The following is a 25,980-nucleotide window of genomic DNA, read 5'->3' as shown; positions in this document are numbered from 1 at the left end:
TTCGCTTGCCGCTGCCTCCACCTTCAAAGGACCAGCATGACCGGATCGCGCCTGCCCATTTCACCTGTTCTGATCACGCCGCCGCTCCTGGTGATCCTGGCGCTGGGACTGGCGCCGCTGACCATCGTCGTCGTCTGGAGTTTCTGGAGCTGGGATCCCTCGACATACTGGATCAAGCCGGACCTCAGCCTCACAGGCTATGCCGGCATATTGGAAGCCGGGCGCTGGACGGTCATCATCTCGACCCTGGTCAAGGCCTTCGGCACCGCACTCTTGTGCCTGCTCATCGCCTATCCAACCGCCTACGCCGTGCATTTCCTCGCAGGCAAAAGGCTCAGCATCCTGCTTTTGGCCCTGATCACCATTCCCTTCTTCACATCCTATCTGATCCGGTCCTTCTCCTGGCGTCTGGTCCTGGGCCGCACCGGCGTGCTCAACACCTGGCTGCAGGATCTGGGGATCATCGGTGCACCGCTCGACTGGCTCCTGTTCAGCAATTTTGCCGTCGTCGTCGGTCTTGTCGCGTCCCATCTGCCATTCGCGACCTTTCCGCTCCTCTTGTCGATGCGCCGCGTCGATCCGACCTTTCTTGCCGCAGCCCAGGACCTCGGCGCCGGGTTCTGGAAAAGCCTGACCAGTATTCTGCTGCCGCTGACAATGTCTGGGATCTTTGCGGGGTTCCTGTTCGTCTTTGTCATGGTGGTGGGCTCGTCCACCGAGGTGCAAATGCTCGGCGGTGCCGGTGCGTCGATCGTCTCGGTGATGATCAACGATGTCATGCGCGTCGCCAATTACCCGCTGGCTTTTGCCATCTCCACCATCGTCCTGATCGTGATCTTCGGTCTCGTGCTGATCGGCAACCGTGTTTTCGGTCTTGCCTCGCTGTTTGAGGATCAGTCGCCATGATGATCCGCGAAGGATTGGCCAACCGTATCCTGCTCTGGGCGATCACCATCGCCGGGCTGATCGTCATCTATGCGCCGCCGCTCTATCTGCTCGCGGTATCCTTCAATCCGGCCCTGCAGCCCGGCCTGCCGCGCCTGTCGGATCTCAGCCTTACCTGGTATGCGGCACTGCCGAATGACCGTGCGCTGGTCGGAGCCCTGCAGCAATCGCTGATGATTGCAACAATAACTGCGGTGCTGGCGACCGGCATGTCGCTTTTGGCAGCGCTTGCCTATTTCGAATTGCGGGCGCAGCGGACGGCCTGGTTCCTGACGGTGATCCTGCCGATGTTCGTGCCGGGGGTCATCCAGGGGCTGGCGCTGTCGGCCGTTTTTACCCGCAGCGGCATCAAGGCCTCGAGCCTGACGGTGATCGCCGGTCATCTTCTGTGGGCAATGCCCTTCGCCTTCATCGTCATTCTCACCAGCTTCGCCACCGTGCGCCGGTCCTACCTGACCGCCGCAGCCGATCTCGGCGCGACCTGGTGGCGTCAGTTCGCCGATATCACCTTGCCGCTGATCCGCCCCGGTCTCGTCAGCGCCTTCATCTTTTCCTTCCTGCTGTCGCTCAACGAATTCACCCGCGCTTTCTATCTCGCCGGCCGCCAGAACACCTTGCCGGTGGTCCTGTTCGGCAAGATGAATTCCGGCGCTTCTCCGGTGATCTATGCCATGTCCGGCGCCATCTTCCTGGTCTCGGTAGCCTGCGTCGCCCTGGCCTCGCTGCATTTCATGCTGCGCCGGAATTGAGGCTAGCGGTCGATAACGGACCCCTCGAAAGGGTGAGATGCGCCGCTCATCTTGGCATTGCAAAAACGGATTTTTAATCGCTATGGCGTAAACCCGAATGGACAAGAGGGAGCAACGGGTGCCCGGGCGGATGGACATTGCGGCGAAACAGGCAACAGAGCTCTCAGTTGTCATCCCGTGCTACAATGAACGGGACGGCATTGCGGAATTGCATCGGCGTGTTACCGCTGCCTGCCAGGCGCAAGCAGGCTCGTCTTACGAGATTGTCCTCATCATCGATGGTGCCACAGACGGTACACGCGAAGCAATCTTCGATCTTTCCCGCAAAGATAGCCATATTGTTGCGATCGACCTATCGCGAAACTATGGCCACCAGATCGCGCTGAGCGCCGGTCTTGAGCTTTGTCGTGGCGAGCGAATTCTTGTCCTCGACGCCGATCTTCAGGATCCGCCCGAATTACTGGGCCCGATGATGGCCAAGATGGACGATGGCTTTGACGTCGTCTACGGCCAACGGCTGAAACGCGACGGTGAGAGCCTGTTCAAACGAACGTCCGCGTCGCTGTTCTACCGGCTTCTGCGGCGGATGGTCGATATCGACATTGCGGCCGATACCGGCGATTTCCGGTTGATGAGCCGCCGTGCCGTCGATCATCTCAACGCCATGCCGGAGCGTTATCGCTTTATCCGCGGCATGGTCACCTGGATCGGCTTGAGGCAGACTGCCTTTCACTATCACCGCCAGGCCCGCTTTGCCGGCACGACGCATTATCCACTGCGCAAGATGGTCCTGCTGGCGATGGATGCGATGACCAGCTTCTCGATCGCCCCCCTGCGCTTTGCCTCGCATCTGGGGATGATATTCGGGTTGATCGGCCTAGCCGCACTTGTTTACACCATCGTCTCCTGGCTGGAAGGCAATGTCATCCCTGGTTGGACGAGTCTCGCCGCAATCGTGCTAATCCTCGGCAGTGTGCAACTGCTGGTGCTGGGTATTTTCGGTGAATATCTAGGGCGCATGTATATGGAGACGAAAAGGCGGCCGCTCTACATCGTCAACGAAATTGTGTGTTCGGACCCGATTGCAGAGGACACGAATTCGCATGTGCACCGCCTGCGGACCCTTGTGAGCGGTGGCGCCCGTGCTTGAGGCTGAGTTCGATAAATTTGCCAAAGAATACGACCAGGAACACGCTGCCAGCATACGCCTAAGCGGTGAGGCGCCAGCGTTTTTTGCCCGTTACAAGATCGACGACGTAGCCAGGGTTCTGCGACAGCGCGGCGACAAACCACTGCGCATACTGGATTTCGGCGCAGGTGTAGGCAACTCGCTGGGGCCGATGCGTGAAGCTTTCCCCAGTAGTGAGATTGTCCTTCTCGATCCGTCCTCCCAATCGCTGGATATCGCCCGGACGCGTTTTCCAGGCCAGGCGCATTGCCAGCCGTTCGACGGCCGGACCATTCCCTATGACGGCAATCATTTCGATCTGGTTTTCACAGCCTGCGTCTTCCATCACATCCCTGCGGAATTTCACGTCGGGCTTCTCACCGAGATCGCCCGGGTGATGAAGCCAGGTGGAAGCTTTTTCCTGTTCGAACACAACCCTTGGAACCCACTGACCCTCAACGCAGTCCGCAACTGCAGTTTCGATGAGAATGCCGTCCTGATCAACGCCGCTCAGATGAAAAGCCGCATGAGAAAAGCGGGCTTTTTAAACACCAAAATCGTTTACCGGATCTTCTTTCCGCGTTTCCTTGCCAAATTGCGGCCACTGGAACGCTACCTCGCCAGTGTGCCCATGGGAGCTCAGTATTTTGTTCATGCGGTCAAACCGGACCTTTGAAACCGCTCGTATCGTGCGGTTTGCGGCGGTGGGATTGCTCAACACCGCGCTTGGATACACGATCATCCTTGCTGCACTCTGGTTCGGCTACGGCGACATCGTGTCCAACAGTCTCGGCTATGCCGGTGGGCTGTTGCTCGGCTTCATCCTCAACAGCCGGTGGACATTTTCAAGCGGGCAGCGCCCGCGACAGGGCGCTGTCTTTCGGTATGCCTTGAGTTTTACCCTAGCCTATGGAGCCAATCTGGCAGTCATTTCGACAGCACTTTCCATCAGCCTCACCCATAATCCATGGGTGCATCTGGCCGGGATCTGCGTCTATTCGGTTCTCTTTTATCTCGCATCATCGCGGTTCGTTTTCGTGCCCGCACCACCACGCAACCCTTCAAACGACACCTCATCTTGAGATTGGATCATGGCGGTAGCTGAGATAACCTTTGAAAAACCGGTCCGCCAGGAAAGCCCAGCTATGGGCGATGCAACGTCGGCGGAACAAAGCCGGCAAATCCGGCTGATTGTTTGCCTGTCGGTCGTCCTTGCGGTCACTGCAAAGCTTTTCATCTATTCTTCGGATCTTTTGCGGGATCCCGACAATTGGTGGCAGGTGAAGGTGGGCCTCGATATGTTGGCAAACCGGATGATCCCGGTTGCCGATACCTACTCGCATACGTTTGCAGGCCAGCCGTGGATTGCCAAGGAATGGCTGGGCCAGGTTCTTCTGGCGTCCGCATACCAGACTTTCGGCTGGAGCGGCGTGATCGCCATAACAGTCTCGGCAGTTAGCCTGATGACGTTCATTCTGACCTGGTATCTGAGTGCTGCTTTCAAACCGGTCGTCACGGTCGCGGTTGCCATCACCGTCACGTTTTTCGCGAGTTCCGTCTATAGTGCGCGGCCGCTCATTTTCAGTCTTCCCATCATCGTCCTGTGGACCGCCGTGCTGTTTCAGACTGCGCGTGAACGGCAGCCACCGCCATTCTGGCTTCTGGCTTTGATCACGCTATGGGCCAATCTGCACGGAACCTTCACCTTCGGGTTCGTGATCGCAGCCGTCGCCGGGTTGGACTTTCTGGCGCGCGCGCGCCTTTCGCAACCACGCGTTCTCGCCCAATGGATCGTCTTCGGCCTGTTGTGCCCATTGGTAACGTTGATCAATCCCTACGGCATAAAGGCCATTCTTGCGACCTTCACCGTCGCGTCGGGCAATGAGGCTGTCGCCCAAATCAGTGAATGGAGCCCGCTAAATGCGCGCACGGATGTTCTTCAGGAAGTCTTGTTGCTGATTGTCGTCGCCGCACTTTTGCTAACAAGAGTACGCGTTCGTTGGACATATGCGGCCTTCTTCATCTTCACGCTGCATCTGTTCCTGGCCTATTCGCGCTTCCAGTATCTCTGGCTGCTTTTGGTACCCATCGTGCTGGCCCCCGATATTGCGCAACAGTTTGCGGCCCTGTCGCTGCGCAGTTGGATGGGCGAAGCCCGCGACGGTCTGGAACGGATTATCGCCAAACATCACCGCCGGATCGCCGGTGTGATTATAGGAGGCTGGTTTGCCGTTTGCGCCGGCTTTCTAGGTTTTTCGACGGTCAGTCCGGGCGCTCAGACATCCGCATCAGGTGCACTCGCTTTCGCGCGAACGCAGCGTTTGTCAGGAAATGTGCTCAACAGCTACAATTTTGGCGGCACGCTGATCTTTCACGGCATCAAAACATATATTGACGGCCGCACCGATCAGCTTTTCCTGAATGGCTTCATGAATGCAACCGCCATTATGGCAACCGCAGCGGGCAAACCCGTTCTGCAAAAAACCATTGAAGACCACGATATCACGTGGGCACTGTTGGAAGCGAATGACGCCCGCATCCCATTTTTTAACGAGCTTTCCGGTTGGAGCAAAGCCTATGGCGATGAGTTTGCCGTTGTCTATATCAACGGCAATTGACGCATGCCTGCTTTTGGAAAAAGATTTGCGCCTCACAACTCCGCCGGGAAGCCTGGAGCGCGCAGATCGGTGCCCACGGCGTCTTCCAGCAGCTTCACCACCTGCGACGACCAGGCGTCGCCGCCATAGGTCGAGCGGGCGCGGATAAAGGTCTGCAAGGTGTGCGAGGCGAGATCGAGCGGCACGCCGAACTGTTTGCCGAAACCGAGCGCGAAGCCGAGGTCCTTGCAGGCGAGATCCATGGTGAAATTGATGTTGTAGCTGCCGTTCAGGATCACCTGGCCTTCGGTCTCATGCACGAAACTGTTGCCGGAGCTCGCCTTGATGATGTTGAAGGCATCGGTCAGGTCGATGCCGCCTTTCTTGGCCAGCATCAGCGCTTCGCCGGTCGCCAGAAGATGGATGAAGGCCAGCATATTGGTGATGACCTTGATCACAGCGGCCTTGCCGAGCGGCCCGGCATGAAAGATTTCGCCGCCCATGGCGCTCAGCGCCAGCAGATGCGTATCGAACAGATCGCGGTCGCCGCCTGCAATGACGGTGATGTCGCCGGCGGCTGCGCGGTGGACGCCGCCCGTCACCGGTGCCTCCAGCATACGGATGCCCTTTGCAGCCGAAAGTGCTGCAAGCCTCTCGATATCGTTCTGGTCGAGCGTGCTCATCTCGATCCAGGTGCCACCGGCCTTCAAGCCTGACAGGATACCGTCCGGACCCGTCAGCACAGCCTGCGAAATCGCTGGCGAGGGCAGGCAGGTGATTACGGCATCGACGCCGGCTGCCAGCGCCTGCGGACTGTCGGCCCACAGCGCGCCGCGTTCCAGCAATGGTTCCGCACGGCTGCGGTCCCGGTCGTGAATGGTGAGCGGAAAACCCTCGCGCACGAGACTGCCCGCCAGGTGCTGGCCCAAATGCCCAAGTCCGATAAAGCCGTAGCGCATATCCGTCCTCCGTTTCAGGTCGCTCCGGGACTGATGAAATGGCTCCATCCGCCGCCGGCCATGGTCATAGTCTCAAGCCGCATCCTCAAGGATCATCGCTGCGCCCTTTTCGGCCACCATCATCGTCGGTGCATTGATGTTGCCGGCGGTGACATTGGGAAAGACCGAGGCATCGACAATGCGCAGGCCCTCCACCCCGTGCACCCGCAGCCGGGCATCCACCACCGAGGTCTCCGCATCCGGTCCCATCATGCAGCTGCCGCAGAGGTGATAGATCGAGCTGGCATTGGCGCGGAAATAATCGAGCAGGCTTTCGTCGCTTGCAGCTGTTGGCGACGGGGAGACCTCGGCGTCGATAATGGCGGCCAGCGACGGCGCCGAAGCGATCCGGCGTACCAGCCGGCTCCCCTCGATGACTTCGGTGATATCGCGCTCCGTCGACAAGTAATTCGGCTGGATCAGCGCAGCCGTTGCCGGATCGCCGGAGGCCAGCGCAATCCGGCCACGGCTTGTCGGGCGGCAGGAATTGAACGCAATCAGGAAACCCGCATAAGGCTCGGGCACCATGGACGCGCTGGCATCGACGGGGATGCGGTAGGACAGCGGATTGAAATAGAGTTGGATATTCGGCCGGGCCTGCGCCGGCGACCCGCGGAAGAACCCGCCCGCCTGGTTGACGCTCATGGCAAAAGGCCCCTTGCGGGTCAGCATATATTGCAGTCCCAGCCGCGCCTGGCCGAACAGGCTTGCGAATACGCCGTTCAATGTCGGCCGGTTGGCACGGTAGTAGAAGCTTGCCGCCAGATGATCCTGCAGGTTCTCCCCGACGGCCGGCAGATGGCGGCGGCTCGCGATACCTTTTTCGTTAAGCGCTTTTCCATCGCCGATGCCGGAAAGTTGCAGCAGTTTCGGCGTATCGACCGCACCGGCCGACAGGATGACCTCGCGCCGCGCCGAAAATATCCGCTTGACGCCATCCTGCAGGACCTCGACGCCGGCCGCTCGCCCATCCGGCGCAAAGACCAGCCTTTGCGCAAGGGAACGGTACACGATCGAGACATTGGCTCTTTTCAGCGCCGGGTGCAGATATTCGGCACTGGAATGCGAGCGCCGGCCGTTGCGGGTGTTGATATCGTAGACCCCCGCACCTTCGATCGAGGCGCCGTTAAAATCGGCGGTGGCTGGCAGATGCAGCTCCTCGCAGCCCTTCAGATAGGCATCGGTGACCGGGTGGGTCATGCCGCGCATCGGCGTCACATGGATCGGGCCATGGCCGCCATGCCAGGGGGAGGCGCCATTTGCATGGGTCTCGAGCGTCTTGAAAAAGGGCAGGACTTCGTCCGCACCCCAGCCTGGATTCCCCGCTGCTTCCCAGTCGTCGAAATCATCGGCCGCACCCCGCACGAACACCATGGCGTTGATCGAACCCGACCCGCCCTGGACCTTGCCGCGCGGCACATAGATCCTGCGCCCATCGAGCCCCGCTTCCGGCTCGGTCGAATACATCCAGTTGACCTTGGGATTGTAATAGCTCTTGGCGTACCCGATCGGGATCTTGAACCAGAAGGACGTGTCCTTGCCGCCCGCCTCGATGAGGAGAACGCTGTAGCGGCCGCTTTCGCTGAGGCGGCTTGCAAGGATGCAGCCGGCCGAACCCGCACCGATAATGACGAAATCGTAGATCATGGACGGTCTCTGTTCAGGCTCAGCCCCTGGCGGGCATGAATTCCTTGATGTCGGCGGGCGTTGCGGCCATCTGCAGGTGCAGGCGGTCGCCGGTATAGGGGGAGTTTTTTGCAATCACATCGAGATTGAGCTCGATGCCGAGGCCCGGCTCGCGCGAGGGAATGAGATAACCATCGTCGAACTGCAGCTTGGTTTTCAGCACCTCTGCGTGGAAGCCGCCGAAATCCATGATCGCTTCGTGGATCAGGAAGTTGGGGGTTGCGGCTGAAAGCTGGATGCTGGCGGCGGCGCCCACCGGCCCGTTATAGAGATGCGGTGCGATCTGGGCATAGAAGGCCTCGGCCATCCCGGCGATCTTCTTGGCCTCCAACAGGCCGCCGACGCGGGCGACATTCATCTGCAGGATCGCCGCCGCGCCAAGCTGCAACACACGCTGGAACTCGTATTTCGTCGTCAGCCGCTCGCCGGTCGAGATCGGGATGGAGGTGGCGCGCGCCACTTCGGCCATGGCCGCTTCCTGTCCGGGCGGCACCGGCTCCTCGAACCACAGCGGATCGTATTTTTCCAGCCGCCGCGCCAGCCGGATCGCCGAAGACGGCACCATCTGTCCATGCGTGCCGAAAAGGATATCCGCCCGGCTACCGATCGCTTCGCGGATCTTGGCGCAGAAGAGTTCGCAACGGTCGAGAACACCCATCGAAAGCTGGTGGCCGGAATAATTGGTATAGGGACCGGCCGGATCGAACTTGACGGCGGTAAAGCCCATCTCGACCATGCGGATGGCCTCTTCGGCGGCAAGATCCGGGTCGTTGTAATCGTAGTCGCCGGCCGCATTCTTCGGGTAGAGATAGGTATAGGCGCGCAGCTTTTCGTGGACGGTCCCACCCAGCAAATCGGAAACCGGCCGGCCTGCAGCCTTGCCGATAATGTCCCAACAGGCGATTTCCAAACCCGAGACGATCCCCATCATCGTCGTATCAGGACGTTGCGTGAAGCCGCTCGAATAGGCCGCCCGCCAGAAACGCTCGATCTGGTGGGGGTCGTGATCGAGAAGATAGCGCTGGAAGACATCGTCGATTAGCGCAACCATGGCCGAGGGATGAAACGAGGTCGCATAGATTTCGCCCACCCCCGAAATGCCGCAGGCCGTCTCAAGCTCGACGAAAATCCAGTACATGCCGCCGACATGCGGCGGTGGAACGGCAACCACGTGGGTTTTCATCGATGCGATCTTCATGGGGTGGTTCCTCCTCGCCGGGTCATCAATGTTTCAGGATAACAAGCCGCGTCTGCGTGAATTCGAGCATGCCGTGCTTGCCGTCATCGCCGCCGAGCCCGGATTTCTTCCAGCCTGCATGATAGCCCTGGTAGGGATCGGCCGGGAAACGGTTGACGTAAAGCTCGCCCGCTTCCATCTCGCTCGCCGCCTGCATGACCTTGCGGTAATTTTCCGAAAACAGCACCGAGGCGAGCCCGAACTGGTGATCGCTGGCGAGCGCCAAAGCCTCGTCGAACGTCTCGTAGGACAACACCGCCAGCACCGGGCCAAACACCTCTTCGCGGACGATCTCCATATCCTGGCGGCAGCCGGTCATCAGGGTCGGCGGATAGAAATAGCCTTCGCCATCCGGAACGGCACCACCGGCGGCGACTGTCGCTCCCTCCGCCACGGCCCGTTCGACCATGCCATGAATACGGTCACGCGCCGCCGCATTGGCAAGCGGTCCCATCATCTCGGGGTCAATGGCGCGGTCGCCGAAACGGCGGGCGGCAAAGCCCTGGCGCAGCCTCTCGACCAGAACATCGTGGATCGACGCGTGGACGTAAAGCCGCTCGGCAGAGGTGCAGACCTGTCCGCAATGGGCCGTCTTTGCGCCGAGAACCATGCGGGCCACCGCGTCGAGATCGGCATCGGGCTCGACGATGACAGGCGACTTGCCACCAAGCTCCAGCGAGGGTTTGGCAATATTGGTCTTGCAGTAATCGAGCACCGTCTGGCCCGCCGAAACGCTGCCGGTCAGCGTGATCATGCCGACGGCCGGATGCGTGCACATGGTGCGGGCCACATCGTGCGACATCGTCATGATGTTGACGAGCCCGTCCGGCAGACCCGCTTCCAGAACCGCTTGTGCAAACGCGAAGGCGGAGGCCGGGGTTGTGTTGCTCGGACGCACAACGACGGCATTGCCGGTGATGAGGGCGGGCGCGATCTTGCGCACCAGCGTATAGATCGGAAAATTGAACGGGATCAGGCAGGCAACGACGCCGATCGGCTCGCGCTTGAGCAGCAGCGTCTCACCCGGCGTGTCGCTTTCGATGATCTCGCCTTCGATGCGGCGCGCCCATTCCGCGTGATAGCGCATCAGTTCGACGCCGTAGATGGCTTCGGCGGTTGCATCCGCAAGGCTCTTGCCGGATTCCAGCGCCAGCGCCTCGCCAATCGTCGGGGCATGCCGCTCGACCGCATCGGCCAGTTTGCGCAAGGCATCGCCACGCTGGATCGCCGGGAGCTTGCGCCAGAGCTTCTGCGCGCGTTTCGCGGCCTCGACCGCCGCTACGACATCCGCGTCGTCCGCGGCCGGAACCGTGGTGAAGATCTGGCCATTGGCCGGATTGCGCACCTCGATCTCAGCCAAGCCGGCCTTATCGACAAAACGGCCACCGATGAAGTTGCGATACTGCGTCATGAGCCCACCCGAAACATAGTCAGTTCAGCCAGTAGACGGGACCTTCGCCCCCGTTCGCAAGCGACTTATTATCGGGCCAAGCATTCCAAAAACGAATGTTTCGCCTTGCTCATTGTGCTGCGGCGTTGGAGCCGTCAGCCAGCGCAATCTCATTCATCAGCCATGTGCGAAATTGCCGGACACTGGCGCCCTCAGGCTGGTCGGTGCGGGTAACCAGCCAGTAGGATTCATGGCCCTCGATCTCGACATCGAGCACGGGCACAAGCTGGCCGCTTTGCAGCTGGCTTTCCACCATGAAGCGATCAACCACGGCAATTCCAAGCCCGTTGCAGGCGGCTTCGATCACCAGGTCGAGAAGATCGAATTCCATGCCGCCGCGCACATCGGTGCCGCCAAGACCGGCGGCATCCAGCCAGTGCTGCCAGGTGAGGTAGCGCTGATCGGCGGCCGCCAGCACATGCAGGAAGGTAAAGGACGAAAGGTCGATCCGGCCACCGCGCTCCGCCGCCCTCAAAAGGCCGGGCGCGCAGACTGCAATGTGCCGTTCGGTCATCAGGATGCGCGATTGCAGCATCGGCCATTCGCCATCGCCGAAGCGAATAGCGCAATCAAGCAGGCTGCGCTCGGCCAGCGTATCCTTGAGATCGGTGCTGAGGCTGATCTCGATCTCCGGCAGGGCCTTGCGCAGACGCGACAGACGGGGCATCAGCCAGCGCTTGGCAAAAGTCGGCGGCACGTTGATGCGCAGCCGGTTGCGGTTGCTCTTTTCCATGATCGAGCGCACCGTCTGCTCGACATTGTGAAAGGCAAGCTGCAGCGTTGCCAAAAGTTCGGCACCCGCGCGGGTCAATTCGAGATCATGATGATGGCGGATCAAAAGGTTTTCGCCCAGCTGCTTTTCCAGATTGCGCACCTGGCGGCTGACCGCACTTTGCGTGAGATTCAGCAGCTCGGCCGCACGCGTAAAACTGCGTGTCTGCCCGACGACCTCGAACACCTTCATCGCCGAAAGCGCAGGTAATTTCCGCATGCCATCGCTTCCATACATTCCGTTGACCGGCATCGGCCGGAGCACGCTGTCATCTATGTTCCAGGCGTCCCGGCAAGGTCAAGTTTCCGATGTTTGCCGCTGCATCTTTGCCGCGCCACACCTTCTTCAGCAGAACGATCGGCCTTTGCCCGCTTGCCGCGCCCATATTGGCTATCGCAGCACCAGCCGCAGCGCCTTTTGCGTGTCCTTGAGCAAAGACAGGTAGCGCTGAACCATGTCCGCTGCCGGCACATGCGCTGCAGGGGCGCCGATATTGATGGCAGCCATCACCCGGCCGCGATCGTTTTCAACGGGGACGGCGATGGAGCAGAGGCCGAGTTCCAGCTCCTGATCGATGACGGCATATCCCTGCGCCCGCACAAGGCGAAGCTCTGCCATCAGGAAATCCGGTTCCGTCTTGGTCACCGGCGTATTGGCCTTGAGTTCCGAGCGGTCCAGAATGCTGCGCGCCTCCGCTTCGGGCAACGAAGCCAAAAGAGCCCGCCCCATCGAGGCGCAATAGGCAGGCAAGCGCGATCCCGGAGAAAGATTGATCGACATCACCCGCTTTTGCGCGGCGCGGGCGATATAGACGATCTCGGTCCCGTCGAGAACCGACGCCGAGGCACTTTGCCCCGCCTTTTCCGAGAGCTGGTCGAGATAGGGCTGGATCACCAGGGGCAGGGGCGTTGCCGAGAGATAGGCATGGCCGAGCCGCAGCACCTTCGGCGTCAAGGCAAAGAACTTGCCGTCATAATCGGCATAACCAAGATCGGCGAGCGTGAGCAGGCAGCGGCGCACCGTCGCCCTGTCGAGTTCCGTGAGCTTCGCAGCCTCGGCGATGGTGAGCTTCGGACGTGCTTCCCCGAAGGCTTCGATGACCTTTAGACCGCGGGCAAAGCCGCTGACGAAATCCGATTCCCGCATAACCACGCCTCGCAAATTTGATCTTCGTATGTGCGTTATACGAACAAATATCAAATAACGCACGAAATATTTGACGGCGCGTGGATTCGAGCGCTTATTTGCGCCACCCAAAGATCAGAAGGAGAATGCCTTGGCGCGACTGACTTCGCTGGCGGAAGCCATTTCCGAAAACGTACGGGACGGCGATACCGTCGCCATGGAGGGGTTCACCCACCTGATCCCCTATGCCGCCGGTCATGAGGTGATCCGGCAGGGCAAAAAGGATCTGTTCCTGATCCGCATGACGCCGGATATTCTCTACGATCAGTTGATCGGGGCGGGTGCTGCGCGCGGCATGAAATTCTCCTGGGGCGGTAATCCGGGCGTCGGCTCGCTGCACCGCTTCCGCGATGCCGTCGAAAACCAGTGGCCACGGCCGCTGGAGATCGAGGAGCACTCCCACGCCGCGATGGCAAACGCCTATGAAGCCGGCGCCGCAAACCTGCCATTTGCCATGCTGCGCGGCTATATCGGCGCCGACCTTCCCAAGGTGAACCCGAATATCAAGCAGGTCACCTGCCCCTTCACCGGCGAGGTGCTGGCGGCCGTGCCGGCCATCCGCCCGGACGTGACGATCATCCATGCGCTGAAGGCCGACCGGAAGGGCAATGTACTGCTCGAAGGGATCGTTGGCGTGCAGAAGGAAGCGGTGCTTGGTGCAAAGCGCTCGATCGTCACGGTCGAGGAGATTGTCGATGATCTGAACGCGCCTTCACCCAATTCCGTCATTCTGCCCTCCTGGGCCGTGACTGCCGTCGTTGCCGTGCCCGGCGGCGCTTTTCCATCCTATGCGCATGGCTATTATCCACGCTCGAACGCCTTCTACATTGCCTGGGACGAGATCGCCCGCGATCGCGATACGTTCCAGGCCTGGATCGAGGACAACATCATGCAGGCCGGGCCGGAAGACTTTGCCAGGCATGCAAAGAAGGCCGCGTGAGGAGATGACGATGAGCGACTTCACCCCCACCGAAATGATGACCATTGCGGCCGCGCGTGCACTGACCAACGAGGATGTCTGTTTTGTCGGCATCGGCGCGCCGTCGGCTGCCTGCAACGTGGCACGGCTCACCCATGCGCCGGATATCACGCTGATCTATGAAAGCGGCACGGTCGGCACCAGGCCGGATGTCCTGCCGCTGTCGATCGGCGATGGCGAGCTGTGCGACACGGCACTGTTCACCGTCCCGGTCCCTGAAATGTTCCGCTACTGGCTGCAGGGCGGGCGCATCACCACCGGCTTTCTCGGCGGCGCCCAGATCGACAGATTCGCCAATCTCAACACCACGGTGGTCGGTCCCTACGATCATCCGAAGGTGCGCCTGCCCGGTGGTGGTGGCGCGCCGGAGATTGCCAGCAATTGCGGCCAGATCTTCATTACCATGGCGCTCTCCAAGCGCGGCTTCGTCGATAAGCTCAATTTCATCACCTCGATGGGCCACGGCGAAGGCGGCAATCACCGCGAACGGCTCGGCATGAAGACCAAGGGACCGAGCCGCGTGATCACGGACCTCTGCATCCTCGAGCCGGACCCGGTCACCAAGGAATTGACCGTGGTGTCGATCCATCAGGGCGTGACCCACGCGCAAATCTCTGAAAATTGCGGCTGGCCGATCAAGTTTGCCGACACGGTGATCGACACGCCCGCTCCGACTGAAACCGAGCTGCAGACCCTGCGCGACATCAACGCCCGCACCAGGAAAGCCCATCAGGGCGACGGGGAGGCGGCGTGATGGCTGAAGCCTATATCTGCGACTATATCCGCACGCCGATCGGCCGTTTCGGTGGCTCTCTCTCTTCCGTGCGGGCCGATGATCTCGGCGCCATTCCGCTGAAAGCGCTGATGCAACGCAATGCTTTCGTTGACTGGCAGGCGGTGGACGATGTGATTTTCGGCTGCGCCAACCAGGCGGGCGAGGACAATCGCAACATCGCGCGCATGTCGCTGCTGCTCTCCGGCATGCCGCTTGACGTGTCCGGCACCACCATCAACCGGTTGTGCGGCTCCGGCATGGATGCCGTCATCACGGCCGCCCGTGCCATCCGTGCCGGCGAGGCCGAACTGATGATTGCCGGGGGCGTGGAAAGCATGTCACGCGCACCGTTCGTCATGCCCAAGGCCGAAACTGCCTTTTCCCGCGCCGCCGAAATTCACGATACGACGATCGGCTGGCGTTTCATCAATCCGTTGATGAAGAAACAATATGGTGTCGATTCGATGCCGGAAACCGGCGAAAACGTCGCCGAGGATTACAAGGTGAGCCGGGCAGACCAGGACGCCTTCGCACTCCACTCACAGAACAAGGCGGCCGCTGCCCAGGACAACGGACGTCTCGCGCGCGAGATCACCCCCGTCGTCATCCCGCAGCGCAAGGGTGATCCGATCACCATCGACAGGGATGAGCACCCCCGCGCAACCACGATCGAAACGCTCGCCAAGCTCGGCACACCCTTCAAGAAGGAGGGCGGCACCGTGACCGCCGGCAATGCCTCCGGCGTCAACGATGGCGCGGCCGCGCTGATCATTGCCTCGGAAGCCGCCGTGAAGAAACATGGCCTGACGCCGGTCGCCCGCGTCATGGGAGGTGCAGCCGCAGGCGTTCCGCCGCGCATCATGGGCATCGGCCCGGTGCCCGCCTCGCAAAAGCTGATGGCGCGGCTTGGCATGACGCAGGACCAGTTCGATGTGATCGAGCTCAACGAAGCCTTCGCCAGCCAGGGTCTCGCCGTCCTGCGTGAACTCGGCATCGGCGATGAGGATCCACGCGTCAACCGCAACGGAGGCGCCATCGCGCTTGGCCATCCGCTTGGCATGTCCGGCGCCCGCATCACCGGCACCGCCGCCCTCGACCTCCAGCTGACCGGCGGCCGCTTTTCCCTATCGACCATGTGCATCGGTGTCGGGCAGGGGATCGCAATCGCGCTCGAACGTGCCTGATGTAAGGAGCGGCGGCGATATCGGTTGCCGACACATTCCTGGTTGGAGAGGGAGGCCTTTCGGATGCCTCCCATTGCTCAGTAATCCAACCCCACATAATTCTCGGCCAGCACCGTAGCTGCCGCGCGCGAATGGGTGAGATAGTCCAGTTCGGCTTCCTGGATCTTCTGGTCGAAGGCGCCGGTATCCGGAAAACGGTGCATCATTGTCGTCATCCACCAGGAGAAACGAACCGCTTTCCAGACACGGGAGAGGGCGCGTGCAGAATAGGCGTCGATACCGGCAGGCGAGCGTTCCTGATAGTATTCGCAGAGACCGGCATGCAGGTAATACACATCGCTTGCCGCCAGGTTCAGCCCCTTGGCCCCCGTCGGCGGCACGATATGAGCCGCATCGCCAAGGAGGAAGAGAGAGCCGAACCGCAGCGGCTCGGCCACGAACGAGCGCAGCGGCGCGATCGATTTTTCAAAGGACGGGCCGGTGACAAGCGCTTCGGCGTGATGCTCGGGCAATCGGCGGCGCAGTTCGTCCCAGAACCGCTGATCGCTCCAGTCCTCCACTTTCTCGTCCAAGACACATTGCAGATAATAGCGGCTGCGGCTTTGCGAGCGCATCGAGCAGAGCGCAAAACCACGGGGATGATTGGCATAGATCAATTCGTGATTGACCGGCGGCACATCGGCGAGCAGGCCAAGCCAGCCGAACGGGTAGACCTTTTCAAACGTGGTGATCGATTTTTCCGGCACGCTCCTGCGGCTGACACCATGGAACCCGTCGCATCCGGCGATGAAATCGCAGTCGATCCGGTGGGTGACGCCCGCCTTCTCATAGGTGACATAGGGCGAGCAGCCGTCGAAATCGTGCGGGCAAACATTCACCGCATCATAGATCGTCGTTGCGCCGGTTGCCTCGCGCTGCTGCATCAGGTCGCGCGTCAGCTCGGTCTGGCCATAGACCGTCACTCCTTTGCCACCGGTCAGATCAGCAAGGTCGATGCGGTGGTCACGGCCATCGAAGGCAAGCTGGAAGCCGCCATGCGGCAAACCCTCGGCATGCATCCGCGCACCAGCTCCGGCCTTGTCCATCAGCCCCACCGTGCCCTGCTCAAGCACGCCGGCACGCACGCGGCCCAGAATGTAGTCCTTGTCCGCACGGTCCAGAATGATGGCCTCGATACCGGATTTCGCCAGCAATTGCCCGAGCAGCAGGCCAGATGGCCCCGAACCGATGATGACGACCTGCGTGCGCATGTTTCCTCCCGAAATAGGCAGCTGGATTGTTGCACCGGGCGGGGGCCGTCTCCATGGACATCAAACCCAGAAAATTGCACAAATCGAACATCCGGATATTGTCAGGGCATGATGCGCGCGATCCCCACCTATGAGCTCTATGGCGAAAACTCCGGTGATTCACCGCGTTTCTGGCTGCATTGCGAAACGATTCCGTCGCGTAGCAGCCTGCATCACTGGGAAATCGGTCAGCATCGCCACGAGCAGTTCTTTCAGATCCTGTACATCGCGGCAGGATCGGGCGACGCGGTTTTTGGCGATGCCGTCCAGGCGATTACAGCACCCGCCGTCATCACGGTGCCGCCGCTTTGCCGTCACGGATTCCGGTTCTCCAGGGATATCGATGGTTACGTGTTCACGGTGCTTGCGTCGCATCTGAAAACCATGCCCGGCGATCACAGCCGGTTTGGCGCCTGGCTCAGTCTGCCGCGCCTGACGGCGCTGCTCCCGGACGACACCGGCAGCCGCTATATCGCCGATACGCTGCACCGGCTGGCGGCAGAGGCGGCAGCCCGGCGTACCGGGGCGGCCGATCTTTGCGAGGCCTATCTCACCTCCGCGCTCAGGCTGACGGCACGGCTGACGTCCGGGGGGCAGGCGGACGAAGAGGCGGGAGCGACGGCAAACGAGCGGCGGCTCAACCGGTTGACCGGTTTGATCCACCAGCATTTCCGCTCCCACAAACCAGCATCCTTCTATGCAGATGCGCTGGGGTTGTCGCCCACGCATCTCAACCGCATCGTCAAACAGCTGACCGGCGGCAGCACCCAGATGCTGATCAACGGCAAGCTGATCGACGAGGCGCAACGCGAACTGCTGTTCACGCAGATTTCCGTGCAGGAAATCGGCTTCCGGCTCGGCTTTGCCGATCCCGCCTATTTCTCCCGTTTTTTCCTGACGCGGACAGGCCTTTCGCCCCGGCAATGGCGGCGCAGCCCGGGTGAGAGCTGAGCCGCTTTAACTGACGTCCATGGCAATCGCCGCAATTTACGCGACGCGCATGGACGGGCAGAACTTTGCCGGATAGGAATTCGGGCGGGAAACGCTAGCGCTTCCGTCAAGATCATAGCAGGACATCCGGAGACACCATGAGCAAGGCCCCATCGACGTTTCAGACCGTGAGCACGCCAGCCGTCCTGGTCGATCTCGACATCGCCCAGCGCAATATCGATCATTTCCAGGCCTATGCCGACGCCCATGGCTTGAAGGTCCGCCCGCATATCAAGACGCATAAGCTGCCGGCGGTGGCCGAGATGCAACTTAGGGCAGGGGCCATCGGCGTGACCTGCCAAAAGGTGTCTGAAGCCGAGGCCATGGTCGCCGCCAGCGCTGAAATCCGCGACGTTCTCATCACCTACAATATTCTCGGCGCCGAAAAGCTCGCGCATCTCGCAGCGCTTGCACGCAAGGTGACGCTGAGTGTCGTTGCCGACAACGAGACGGTCATCGACGGCCTCTCCGCCGCCTTTGCGCAGGAAGCTCAGCCGCTGCGGGTACTGGTCGAATGCAATACCGGGGCTGACCGCTGCGGCGTGCCGACGCCCGAAGCCGCAGCCACGCTTGCGCAACGGATCGCCAAGGCCGAAGGCCTGGTCTTCGGCGGGCTGATGACCTATCCGCCGGCCAATGATGCGGCCGCCGTCGAATCCTTCATGACCCGCGCCAAGGCGTTCATCGAGGCAGCCGGCATTACGGTGGCGGTCATTACATCGGGCGGCACACCCTCGATGATGGACGCGGCCAAGGCACCGGTGACGACCGAATACCGGCCGGGAACCTATGTCTATAACGACCGCTCTCTGGTGACGCGCGGCGTCTGCACATGGGACGACTGCGCCCTTACGGTGCTGGCAACCGTGGTGTCCGTCCCCGCAGCCAACCGCGCCATCATCGACGCCGGCTCAAAGGCGCTGACCTCCGACCTGCTCGGTCTCTCGGGCTATGGCCATGTGCTTAACCGCGACGACATCGCCATCGATCAGCTTTCGGAAGAGCACGGCCGCCTGGTCAGCGACGGGCCGATCAACCTGAAAGTCGGCGACCGGCTGCGCATCGTCCCCAATCACGCTTGCGTCGTCACCAACCTGGTCGATGCGGTCAACATCATCGAAAACGGCGAGATTTCAGCCATCTGGCCCGTCGCCGCCCGCGGCAGGATCGTTTGAAATCCAGCGTCGCAAGCTCAAGATGACGCAAGATCACTCGCTGATGGTTTGCTGCGCCTCTGCGCTGGCGGACCTCCATGACGACCAGATAAAGGCGGCTATGAAGATAATTGTCATGAGAAGCACGATGGTCGGGGCTGGCGCACTGTCGATGAAGAACGAGAGATAGACCCCGAAGAACGATGCCACGGTTGCGACGAGGACAGCGGCAATCAGCATCACTCCCATCGTCCGGGTGATCAGGAAGGCAATGGCGCCCGGTGCGATCAGCATGGCGATGGCGAGGATCAGCCCGACGGCCTTCAGGGCTCCGACGATCGTCAGCGAAAGAAGGACGAGCAATCCGTAGTGCAGCCAGTTGACGGGCAGACCGACGGCCTTTGCCTGGGCCGGATCGAAAGCATGCAAAAGGAAATCCCGCCACTTCACCGCAAGGATAGCGGTGGTCACCAGCGCGATCAGTCCGGTTTGGAGGATATCAGGCCAGCCAATGCCGAGCATGTCGCCAAAGAGGATATGGTCGAGATGCACATCGCTCTGGATCTTGGTGTAGAGCACCAAACCGAAGCCGAACATGCCTGAGAATACCACGCCCATCACCGTATCCTGCTTGATACGGCTGTTTTCCTTGAGATACCCGGTCAGAAGCGCACATGACATGCCGGCGGCAAAGGCGCCAACGGCAAACGGCAGACCGGCAATGTAGGAAATGACGACACCTGGAAAGACCGCATGCGAAATCGCGTCGCCCATCAGCGACCAGCCTTTCAGGACGAGAAAGCAGGAAAGCAGCGCCGTCGGTACCGCCACCAGCACCGAGATCAGCAGCGCATTGCGCATGAACGGGAATTCGAAGACGGCCATGAGCATGTCGAGTGACATCATGCGGTCACCTCCAGAGCCTGAGCTGTGCGTCTGCGGGCGGCAAGCAGCCCATGTTTCGGGGCAAAAACGAAGGCAGCGAAAAAGAGCAGCGTTTGGAAAAGGATGATAATGCCGCCGGTGGCGCCATCCAGGAAATAGCTGACATAGGCGCCGAAGAAGCTCGTCAACGCACCGATCGCCAAGCTGATGATGATCAGCCGGGGAAAGCGGTCGGTCAGCAGATAGGCGGTGGCACCGGGCGTGACCACCATCGCAATGACGAGAAACGCCCCGACCGTCTGCAATGCTGCCACCGTGCAGGCAGACAACAGGGTGAAGAACATCACCTTCAGCAATGTGGTGCGGATACCGATCGAACGCGCGTGGCTCTCGTCGAAGAAGGTCACCATCAGGTCCTTCCATTTTGCCGTCAGGATGATCAGCGAGATCACCCCGATCAGGGCAAGCTGCAGGGTGTCGGCCGGTGTAATGGCCAGAATGTTGCCGAGCACGATCGTCTGGATATTTACAGACGTTGGCGACAGAGAGATCATGAACAGGCCAAGACCGAAGAAAGACGTGAAGATCAGACCGATAATGGTGTCTTCCTTTAGCCGGGTACGCTGGTTGAGGAACAGCATCGCGCCAGCGGCAAGCCCACCGGAGAAGAAGGCGCCGAGCGAAAAGGGCAGGCCGAGCATATAGGCGCCGGCAACGCCCGGAACGATCGCGTGCGAGAGCGCATCGCCAATCAGCGACCAGCCCTTCAGCATGAGATAGGACGACAGGAACGCGCAGACGGCGCCAACCAGTGCGCTCACCCACATGGCGTTCAGCATATAGCCGTAGGTAAACGGCTCCATCAGCGTGGCGATCATCGTCTGTTGACCTCCGCTCCGGTTTTCGGCGTTGCAGTCTGCGGCTTTGCGGGCTGCGGCACCATCTGACCCTTGGCGCCGTACATGACCAGTGGCCGCTCATCGTCGCTGATAACCGACAGTTGCCGTGGATCGGCGTCGTCGTGCAGGCTGTTGCCGCCGAGGACGAAATGGCGCAGCACGCCGCCGAATGCGCGCTCGAGGTTTTCCCGGGTGAATGTGGTTTCCGTCGGCCCGTAGGCCAGCACCGTGTTCTTGAGTAGCACCGCGCGATCGCAAAACTCCGGCACGCTGCCGAGATTGTGGGTCGAGACCAGCATCACCCGGCCTTCGTCACGCAAGCCCATCAGCAGGCGGATGATCGCGTCCTCGGTCTTGACATCGACGCCGGTGAAGGGTTCGTCGAGCAGGATGACGCGGCCATCCTGCGCCAGCGCGCGCGCCAGGAAGACACGCTTCTTCTGCCCGCCAGACAATTCGCCGATCTGGCGCTTGCGGAAATCGCTCATGCCGACGCGGGCGAGGGCGGCTTCGACCGCATCGTGATCGGCCTTGCGCGCGATGCGCAGCATGTTCATGTGACCGTAGCGGCCCATCATCACCACGTCTTCGACGAGAACCGGAAAATTCCAATCCACTTCTTCCGCCTGCGGCACATAGGCGACAAGGTTGTTTTTCAGCGCCTGCGGCACCGAAAGCCCAAGCACCGAGATGTCGCCGCGCGCCAGCCGCGCAAACCCCATGATCGCCTTGAACAGGGTCGATTTGCCGCTGCCGTTGACGCCCACCAGCGCCGTGATGGTGCCGGTCGGGATTTCGAAGGACGCATCGAGCAAGGCGCGATGGCCGTTGCGATAGGTCACCGTTGCGCCTGAGACGCGAATGCCGCTGCCTGGCTGCCCGGATTTTTTCTCTTGGCCGGGTCCGGTTTCAACCTGACGGGTCATTGCGAAAGACCCTTGGCGATGGTTTCGGACGTGACGCGCAGGAGGTCGATGTAGGTCGGAACCGGACCGTCCGTCTCGCTCAAGGAATCCACATAAAGCACGCCGCCATAGTGTGCGCCGGTCTCGCGCGCCACCTGCTGCGCCGGACCAGGGGAAATCGTGCTTTCGGAGAAAACGACAGGGATTGTGTTGGCGCGGACCGCGTCGATCACCTTGCGCACCTGTTGCGGCGTGCCCTGCTGATCGGCGTTGATCGGCCAGAGATAAAGCTCCTTCAGACCAAAGTCGCGGGCGAGATAGCTGAAAGCGCCTTCGCTCGACACCAGCCAGCGCTTGTCTTCAGGGATCTTGCCGATTTCGGCGCGAATGGGCGCGATTGCCGCTCCGATCTTCTGTTTGTAGGCCTCGGCATTGGCCTGGTAGATCGCGGCATTGGTGGGGTCGTATTTGACGAAAGCATCGCGGATATTATCCACATAGATCAGCGCCGATGCGGGCGACATCCAGGCATGCGGGTTAGGCTTGCCGCTATAGGGGCCTTCGGCAATGCCCATCGGCTCCACACCCTTTGAGACGACAACACCTGGGACATCACCGAAATTCTGGAAGAATTTTTCAAACCAGAGTTCGAGATTGAGGCCGTTCCAAAGGATCAGCTTGGCGTCGTGCGCCTTCAGGATGTCGCGCGGGGTCGGCTGGTAATTATGGATTTCCGCACCTGGCTTGGTGATCGATAGGACGGTTGCGGCGTCACCGGCAACGTTGCTGGCCATATCGGCAATCACGGTGAATGTGGTGACCACCTTGAATTTCTCCTGCGCCGCTGCGGTGCCCGCAGCAAGCGCCAAGACTGCCAGTGCCGTTGCTCCAGCCAGTATAATCCGTCTCGTCTGATCGATCATTCCATGCTCCTTGATGACGCGGGCAGGATAACGGGAATGATCTGCACAAGTCAATGCAAATGAGAAGCATTCGCAACTGGCTATTTTCAAACGCGTCATGCTTGGGCTAAATGGCTTCCGTTTAACGATGAAGCGCTTTAGTGTACGGCCATGAAACAGAACCAGAATCGCGTTGTGGAATTGGAGGGCGTGCTGAGGGACGGCGGCGTACGCGTGACGCGTCAGCGCGCAGCGATCCTGAAGATACTCGCCAATGCCGAGGACCACCCGGATGCCAGCGAATTGCACCGCCGGGCAAAGGAAATCGACGCTACTGTTTCGCTTTCAACTGTCTACAGAACGCTGTCTGCGCTGCAGCAGCAGGGCGTCGTGCATCGCCACGCCTTTGAAAGCGCCACCGCCCGATTTGAAACCGCGGATGCGCCGCACCACGATCATCTGATCGACATCGACACCGGCGCGGTCATCGAATTCCGTTCCGACAAGATCGAGCAGCTACAAGCCGAGATCGCCGCAGAACTCGGCTACGACCTGGTCCGCCACCGCTTGGAACTCTACTGCCGCAAGCGCAAGACCTGACGGGCCTGAGGCAAGCCGCGCCGGAAACCAGAACTAAGCGGCCGGCACGATCGGGATGTCGCACTTGGAAATGGAATCCACCCGGCTACAGCTCCGGAATGGATAAGGTAAGTTATGGAACTCTCACCCATGCCGCCGCCAATCCACCCATCAATGCCCGAAGCCGGTCAAAAACGACGTCAGGTTATCGCCGAGCGCGTCGCAGAGATAGCCGCCTTCCTGGACGATGACGGTTGGGAGGCTGAGGTTGCTGATGGCTTCGGCGATGCGGGCAAAGCCGGGGGTGGAAACGGATAGTCCGCCGAAGGGATCGCCTTCGAAGGCGTCGAGGCCAAGCGCAACCACCAGCGCGTCCGGTGCATAGGCTTCGATGCGGCGGTTGGCGGCGTCGAGTGCTTCGAGGAAACCGGCGTCGGCGGTCTTGCGTGGCAGTGGCAGATTGTAGTTGTAGCCCAGCCCCAGGCCTTCGCCGCGTTCATCGGCATTGCCCCAGAAGAACGGATAGAAGCGCACGGGATCGGCATGCAACGATACCGTCAGCACGTCGCTGCGGCCATAGAAAATCCCCTGCGTTCCGTTGCCGTGATGCAGGTCGACATCGAGGATAGCGACGCGTTTCGACGACGTCAGCAGATGCTGCGCAGCAATCGCGGAATTGTTGAGGAAGCAGAACCCGCCGGCGACATCGGCAAAGGCGTGGTGGCCCGGCGGGCGGCAGAGCGCATAGGTATGGCGTTCGCCGGCCAGAACCGCTTGCGCCGCCTCGACGGCGCTCCAGGCGCTCCAGCAGGCGCTGCCCCAGGTATCGGCCGAGATCGGGCAAGCCGTATCGGCCATGTGATAACCGGCCTGGCCGACGGCGGAGGCTGGATAGCGGCCGGTTCTTGCCAGCGGATGGATATTCGGGATCACCTCTTGCGAGGCACCCTCGATGCGCTGCCAGCGCAGAAAGATGTTTTGCAGGAATTCCAGATATTCCGGCGTATGCACAGCGGCGATTGGTTTTAGGCCATGATTACGCGGTCTGACGATCTCGGATCCCGCCGCCTTTGCGCCTGCGAGAAGCCGTGCGATCCGCTCCGGCTGTTCCGGATTGGGCTGGGGGGCGCCGCTGGAGAGAAACATTTTCGGATCGTGTTTCGCCTGCTCTTCAGCGTAAAATGTCTTCATGCTCATTGCTTAAACCCCGCTCTCATGCTGTCCGGCCAGCGCTTCGAAAGCCTCGCCATAGGCCGCATGAATGCGCTCCTCGCCGGACCAGGCAAGCCCCATCCGCTCATAAAAATGCTGCGCCGAGACATTCTTCGCTTCGACGGACAGGCGCAGATAGCGGCCCCCCTCGGCGCGGACATGCGCTGCCGTGTGGCGCAGGAGCGCCACGCCGACCCCTGTGCCGCGAAAGCGTTCTTCAACGGCAATGTCCTGGATATAGGCGCCGGTGCAGCCGCGCCATGTGGAAAAGCTTGGGAAAAACAGACACATGCCGGCAAATTCGCCACCGGATTCCGCCAGCAGAACGGTGAAGGCAGGCTTGCGCCCAAAACCATGCTTGCGCAGGTCTTCCGGCGTCGCCGTAACCTTTCCTTCGGCATCGAGATGCCGGGCGATGATGAGCAGGCCGGCATGGATGAGATGCACGTCCTCGGCGGCCGCGACGCGGATTTTCACGGGCGGGTGTAAATTCTCTCCCATCAGAAGCCCACCCGATCGCCGCCCTTGAGCGCCAGCATCGCGCGCGCCTCGCCGGGGGTCGCGACGTCCAGCGAAAGAGCTTCAAGAATGGTGCGGATGCGGCTCACCTGGTCCGCATTGGATTTGGCCAGCTCACCGCGCCCGAGATAGAGGCTGTCTTCGAGCCCGACCCGCACATTGCCACCCATCGCCGCTCCCATGGTGATCAGCGGCATCTGCTGGCGGCCGGCGGCCAGAACCGAGAAGCGATAGTCCGCGCCGAACAGCTTGTCGGCAATGCGCTTCATATGGCTGAGATTGTCGGGATCGGCGCCGATGCCGCCGAGAATTCCTAGCACGAACTGGATGAACAGCGGACCTTTCACCAGCCCGCGATCGTAGAAATGCTTCAGCGAATAGAGATGGCCGACATCGTAGCATTCGAATTCGAAACGCGTGCCGCACCCCTCGCCCAGCCGTTTGAGAATATCTTCGATATCGGCAAAGGTGTTCTTGAAGATCGTGCCGCGCGTCGCCTCCAGCAGCTGCGGCTCCCAGTCGTGCTGCCATTCCATGCCGGGCTTGGCGAGCGGGAAGATACCGAAATTCATCGAGCCCATGTTGAGCGAGCACATTTCCGGCTGTGCCTGAAGCGAGGCGGCCAGGCGCTCGTCCAGCGTCATCAGCGAGCTGCCGCCAGTGGAAATGTTGATGACGGCATCCGTTGCCTGCTTGATGCGCGGCAGGAATTGCATGAATACGGCGGGATCGGCGGTTGGGCGGCCGTCCGTGGGATTGCGGGCATGCAGATGCAGGATCGACGCGCCGGCTTCGGCCGCTGCGATCGCCTGTCCGGCGATCTCGTCCGGCGTGACCGGCAGATAGGGGCTCATCGACGGTGTGTGGACGGAGCCGGTGACGGCGCAGGTGATGATGACCTTGTTTTTCATGATCGCGTTC

26 protein-coding genes are annotated in these 25,980 nt (G+C 60.9%); 12 read left to right on the top strand and 14 right to left on the bottom strand.

Annotated features, from left to right (window positions below):
- Positions 1 to 36: 36 nt before the first annotated feature.
- The 6 genes from PYR65_RS26440 to PYR65_RS26415 all read left to right on the top strand — a co-directional run bounded on the left by PYR65_RS26440 (position 37) and on the right by PYR65_RS26415 (position 5,480).
- Positions 37 to 906 (top strand): ABC transporter permease, encoded by an 870-nt coding sequence (locus PYR65_RS26440; RefSeq protein WP_276122282.1) that lies wholly within the window; start codon positions 37 to 39, stop codon positions 904 to 906.
- The gene (locus PYR65_RS26435; RefSeq protein ID WP_276122281.1) at positions 903 to 1,694 is read left to right on the top strand and encodes an ABC transporter permease; all 792 of its coding nucleotides are present in this window, start codon (positions 903 to 905) and stop codon (positions 1,692 to 1,694) included. Before PYR65_RS26440 ends, PYR65_RS26435 begins: the two co-directional genes overlap by 4 nt.
- Before the next feature lie 130 nt (positions 1,695 to 1,824).
- Entirely contained in the window at positions 1,825 to 2,844 is a 1,020-nt protein-coding gene (locus PYR65_RS26430) for a glycosyltransferase family 2 protein (protein ID WP_276122362.1), read from the top strand.
- Entirely contained in the window at positions 2,837 to 3,538 is a 702-nt protein-coding gene (locus PYR65_RS26425) for a class I SAM-dependent methyltransferase (protein ID WP_276122280.1), read from the top strand. The genes PYR65_RS26430 and PYR65_RS26425 overlap by 8 nt, the downstream gene beginning before the upstream one ends.
- A complete protein-coding gene (locus PYR65_RS26420) occupies positions 3,516 to 3,944 on the top strand; it encodes a GtrA family protein (RefSeq protein WP_276122279.1) in 429 nt (142 codons plus the stop codon). The genes PYR65_RS26425 and PYR65_RS26420 overlap by 23 nt, the downstream gene beginning before the upstream one ends.
- Positions 3,945 to 4,007: 63 nt before the next feature.
- Positions 4,008 to 5,480 carry a hypothetical protein gene (locus PYR65_RS26415; protein WP_276122278.1) on the top strand — a complete coding sequence of 491 codons (1,473 nt, stop codon included), beginning with the start codon at positions 4,008 to 4,010 and terminating at the stop codon, positions 5,478 to 5,480.
- A 32-nt stretch (positions 5,481 to 5,512) separates the two neighbouring features.
- Here the strand turns inward: PYR65_RS26415 and PYR65_RS26410 are convergent, their stop codons facing one another.
- From PYR65_RS26410 to PYR65_RS26385, 6 genes are all read right to left on the bottom strand, one after another.
- The gene (locus PYR65_RS26410; protein ID WP_276122277.1) at positions 5,513 to 6,418 is read right to left on the bottom strand and encodes an NAD(P)-dependent oxidoreductase; all 906 of its coding nucleotides are present in this window, start codon (positions 6,416 to 6,418) and stop codon (positions 5,513 to 5,515) included.
- Between the two features lie 72 nt (positions 6,419 to 6,490).
- On the bottom strand, positions 6,491 to 8,104 hold the full coding sequence (locus tag PYR65_RS26405; protein WP_276122276.1) for a GMC family oxidoreductase: 1,614 nt from the start codon (positions 8,102 to 8,104) through the stop codon (positions 6,491 to 6,493).
- 19 nt (positions 8,105 to 8,123) lie between these two features.
- Entirely contained in the window at positions 8,124 to 9,341 is a 1,218-nt protein-coding gene (locus PYR65_RS26400; protein WP_276122275.1) for a mandelate racemase/muconate lactonizing enzyme family protein, read from the bottom strand.
- 25 nt (positions 9,342 to 9,366) lie between these two features.
- The gene (gene aldA / locus PYR65_RS26395) at positions 9,367 to 10,791 is read right to left on the bottom strand and encodes an aldehyde dehydrogenase (protein WP_276122274.1); all 1,425 of its coding nucleotides are present in this window, start codon (positions 10,789 to 10,791) and stop codon (positions 9,367 to 9,369) included.
- 109 nt (positions 10,792 to 10,900) lie between these two features.
- Complete coding sequence (locus PYR65_RS26390) at positions 10,901 to 11,821, bottom strand: LysR substrate-binding domain-containing protein (protein WP_276122273.1); 921 nt, start codon at positions 11,819 to 11,821, stop codon at positions 10,901 to 10,903.
- 171 nt (positions 11,822 to 11,992) lie between these two features.
- Positions 11,993 to 12,748 (bottom strand): IclR family transcriptional regulator, encoded by a 756-nt coding sequence (locus PYR65_RS26385; protein ID WP_276122272.1) that lies wholly within the window; start codon positions 12,746 to 12,748, stop codon positions 11,993 to 11,995.
- Positions 12,749 to 12,878: 130 nt separating this feature from the next.
- On the opposite strand from PYR65_RS26385, the gene PYR65_RS26380 reads away from it, so the two are divergent.
- Genes PYR65_RS26380 through pcaF form a run of 3 tightly spaced genes read left to right on the top strand, consistent with a single transcriptional unit; the run spans position 12,879 to position 15,725 of the window.
- The gene (locus PYR65_RS26380) at positions 12,879 to 13,727 is read left to right on the top strand and encodes a CoA transferase subunit A (protein WP_276122271.1); all 849 of its coding nucleotides are present in this window, start codon (positions 12,879 to 12,881) and stop codon (positions 13,725 to 13,727) included.
- 10 nt (positions 13,728 to 13,737) lie between these two features.
- A complete protein-coding gene (locus PYR65_RS26375) occupies positions 13,738 to 14,520 on the top strand; it encodes a CoA-transferase subunit beta (protein WP_276122270.1) in 783 nt (260 codons plus the stop codon).
- Positions 14,520 to 15,725: a 3-oxoadipyl-CoA thiolase gene (gene pcaF, locus PYR65_RS26370; RefSeq protein ID WP_276122269.1), complete on the top strand. Its 1,206-nt coding sequence runs from the start codon at positions 14,520 to 14,522 to the stop codon at positions 15,723 to 15,725. Before PYR65_RS26375 ends, pcaF begins: the two co-directional genes overlap by 1 nt.
- A 77-nt stretch (positions 15,726 to 15,802) precedes the next feature.
- Here the strand turns inward: pcaF and pobA are convergent, their stop codons facing one another.
- Complete coding sequence (gene pobA, locus PYR65_RS26365) at positions 15,803 to 16,975, bottom strand: 4-hydroxybenzoate 3-monooxygenase (RefSeq protein ID WP_276122268.1); 1,173 nt, start codon at positions 16,973 to 16,975, stop codon at positions 15,803 to 15,805.
- A 108-nt stretch (positions 16,976 to 17,083) separates the two neighbouring features.
- Between pobA and PYR65_RS26360 the strand changes: the two genes are divergently transcribed.
- Both PYR65_RS26360 and PYR65_RS26355 read left to right on the top strand, forming a co-directional pair.
- On the top strand, positions 17,084 to 17,965 hold the full coding sequence (locus PYR65_RS26360) for a helix-turn-helix domain-containing protein (protein WP_276122267.1): 882 nt from the start codon (positions 17,084 to 17,086) through the stop codon (positions 17,963 to 17,965).
- A gap of 137 nt (positions 17,966 to 18,102) precedes the next feature.
- A complete protein-coding gene (locus PYR65_RS26355) occupies positions 18,103 to 19,179 on the top strand; it encodes a D-TA family PLP-dependent enzyme (protein ID WP_276122266.1) in 1,077 nt (358 codons plus the stop codon).
- A 33-nt stretch (positions 19,180 to 19,212) separates the two neighbouring features.
- On the opposite strand, the gene PYR65_RS26350 is transcribed toward PYR65_RS26355, so the two are convergent.
- The 4 genes from PYR65_RS26350 to PYR65_RS26335 are packed head-to-tail and all read right to left on the bottom strand — an operon-like array spanning position 19,213 to position 22,770.
- On the bottom strand, positions 19,213 to 20,064 hold the full coding sequence (locus PYR65_RS26350; RefSeq protein WP_276122265.1) for a metal ABC transporter permease: 852 nt from the start codon (positions 20,062 to 20,064) through the stop codon (positions 19,213 to 19,215).
- Positions 20,061 to 20,921 (bottom strand): metal ABC transporter permease, encoded by an 861-nt coding sequence (locus PYR65_RS26345; protein WP_276122264.1) that lies wholly within the window; start codon positions 20,919 to 20,921, stop codon positions 20,061 to 20,063. The genes PYR65_RS26350 and PYR65_RS26345 overlap by 4 nt, the downstream gene beginning before the upstream one ends.
- Entirely contained in the window at positions 20,918 to 21,868 is a 951-nt protein-coding gene (locus tag PYR65_RS26340) for a manganese/iron ABC transporter ATP-binding protein (protein WP_276122263.1), read from the bottom strand. The genes PYR65_RS26345 and PYR65_RS26340 overlap by 4 nt, the downstream gene beginning before the upstream one ends.
- Positions 21,865 to 22,770 carry a metal ABC transporter substrate-binding protein gene (locus PYR65_RS26335; protein ID WP_276122262.1) on the bottom strand — a complete coding sequence of 302 codons (906 nt, stop codon included), beginning with the start codon at positions 22,768 to 22,770 and terminating at the stop codon, positions 21,865 to 21,867. The genes PYR65_RS26340 and PYR65_RS26335 overlap by 4 nt, the downstream gene beginning before the upstream one ends.
- Before the next feature lie 150 nt (positions 22,771 to 22,920).
- Here PYR65_RS26335 and PYR65_RS26330 point away from each other — a divergent pair, with 150 nt between their 5' ends.
- Positions 22,921 to 23,349 carry a Fur family transcriptional regulator gene (locus PYR65_RS26330; RefSeq protein ID WP_060637188.1) on the top strand — a complete coding sequence of 143 codons (429 nt, stop codon included), beginning with the start codon at positions 22,921 to 22,923 and terminating at the stop codon, positions 23,347 to 23,349.
- A 150-nt stretch (positions 23,350 to 23,499) separates the two neighbouring features.
- On the opposite strand, the gene PYR65_RS26325 is transcribed toward PYR65_RS26330, so the two are convergent.
- Genes PYR65_RS26325 through PYR65_RS26315 form a run of 3 tightly spaced genes read right to left on the bottom strand, consistent with a single transcriptional unit; the run spans position 23,500 to position 25,973 of the window.
- Positions 23,500 to 24,519, bottom strand: a complete 1,020-nt coding sequence (locus tag PYR65_RS26325) for a histone deacetylase family protein (RefSeq protein ID WP_276122361.1) — start codon at positions 24,517 to 24,519, stop codon at positions 23,500 to 23,502.
- A 9-nt stretch (positions 24,520 to 24,528) separates the two neighbouring features.
- Complete coding sequence (locus PYR65_RS26320) at positions 24,529 to 25,041, bottom strand: GNAT family N-acetyltransferase (RefSeq protein ID WP_276122261.1); 513 nt, start codon at positions 25,039 to 25,041, stop codon at positions 24,529 to 24,531.
- Positions 25,041 to 25,973 (bottom strand): BKACE family enzyme, encoded by a 933-nt coding sequence (locus tag PYR65_RS26315; protein ID WP_276122360.1) that lies wholly within the window; start codon positions 25,971 to 25,973, stop codon positions 25,041 to 25,043. The genes PYR65_RS26320 and PYR65_RS26315 overlap by 1 nt, the downstream gene beginning before the upstream one ends.
- Between the last annotated feature and the right edge of the window lie 7 nt (positions 25,974 to 25,980).

The organism is Pararhizobium qamdonense (genome assembly GCF_029277445.1).
GTDB classification, from domain to species: Bacteria; Pseudomonadota; Alphaproteobacteria; order Rhizobiales; family Rhizobiaceae; genus Pararhizobium; species Pararhizobium qamdonense.
Note: the sequence above shows the minus strand (reverse complement) of the source record. Positions and strands in the feature narration are given on the sequence as shown.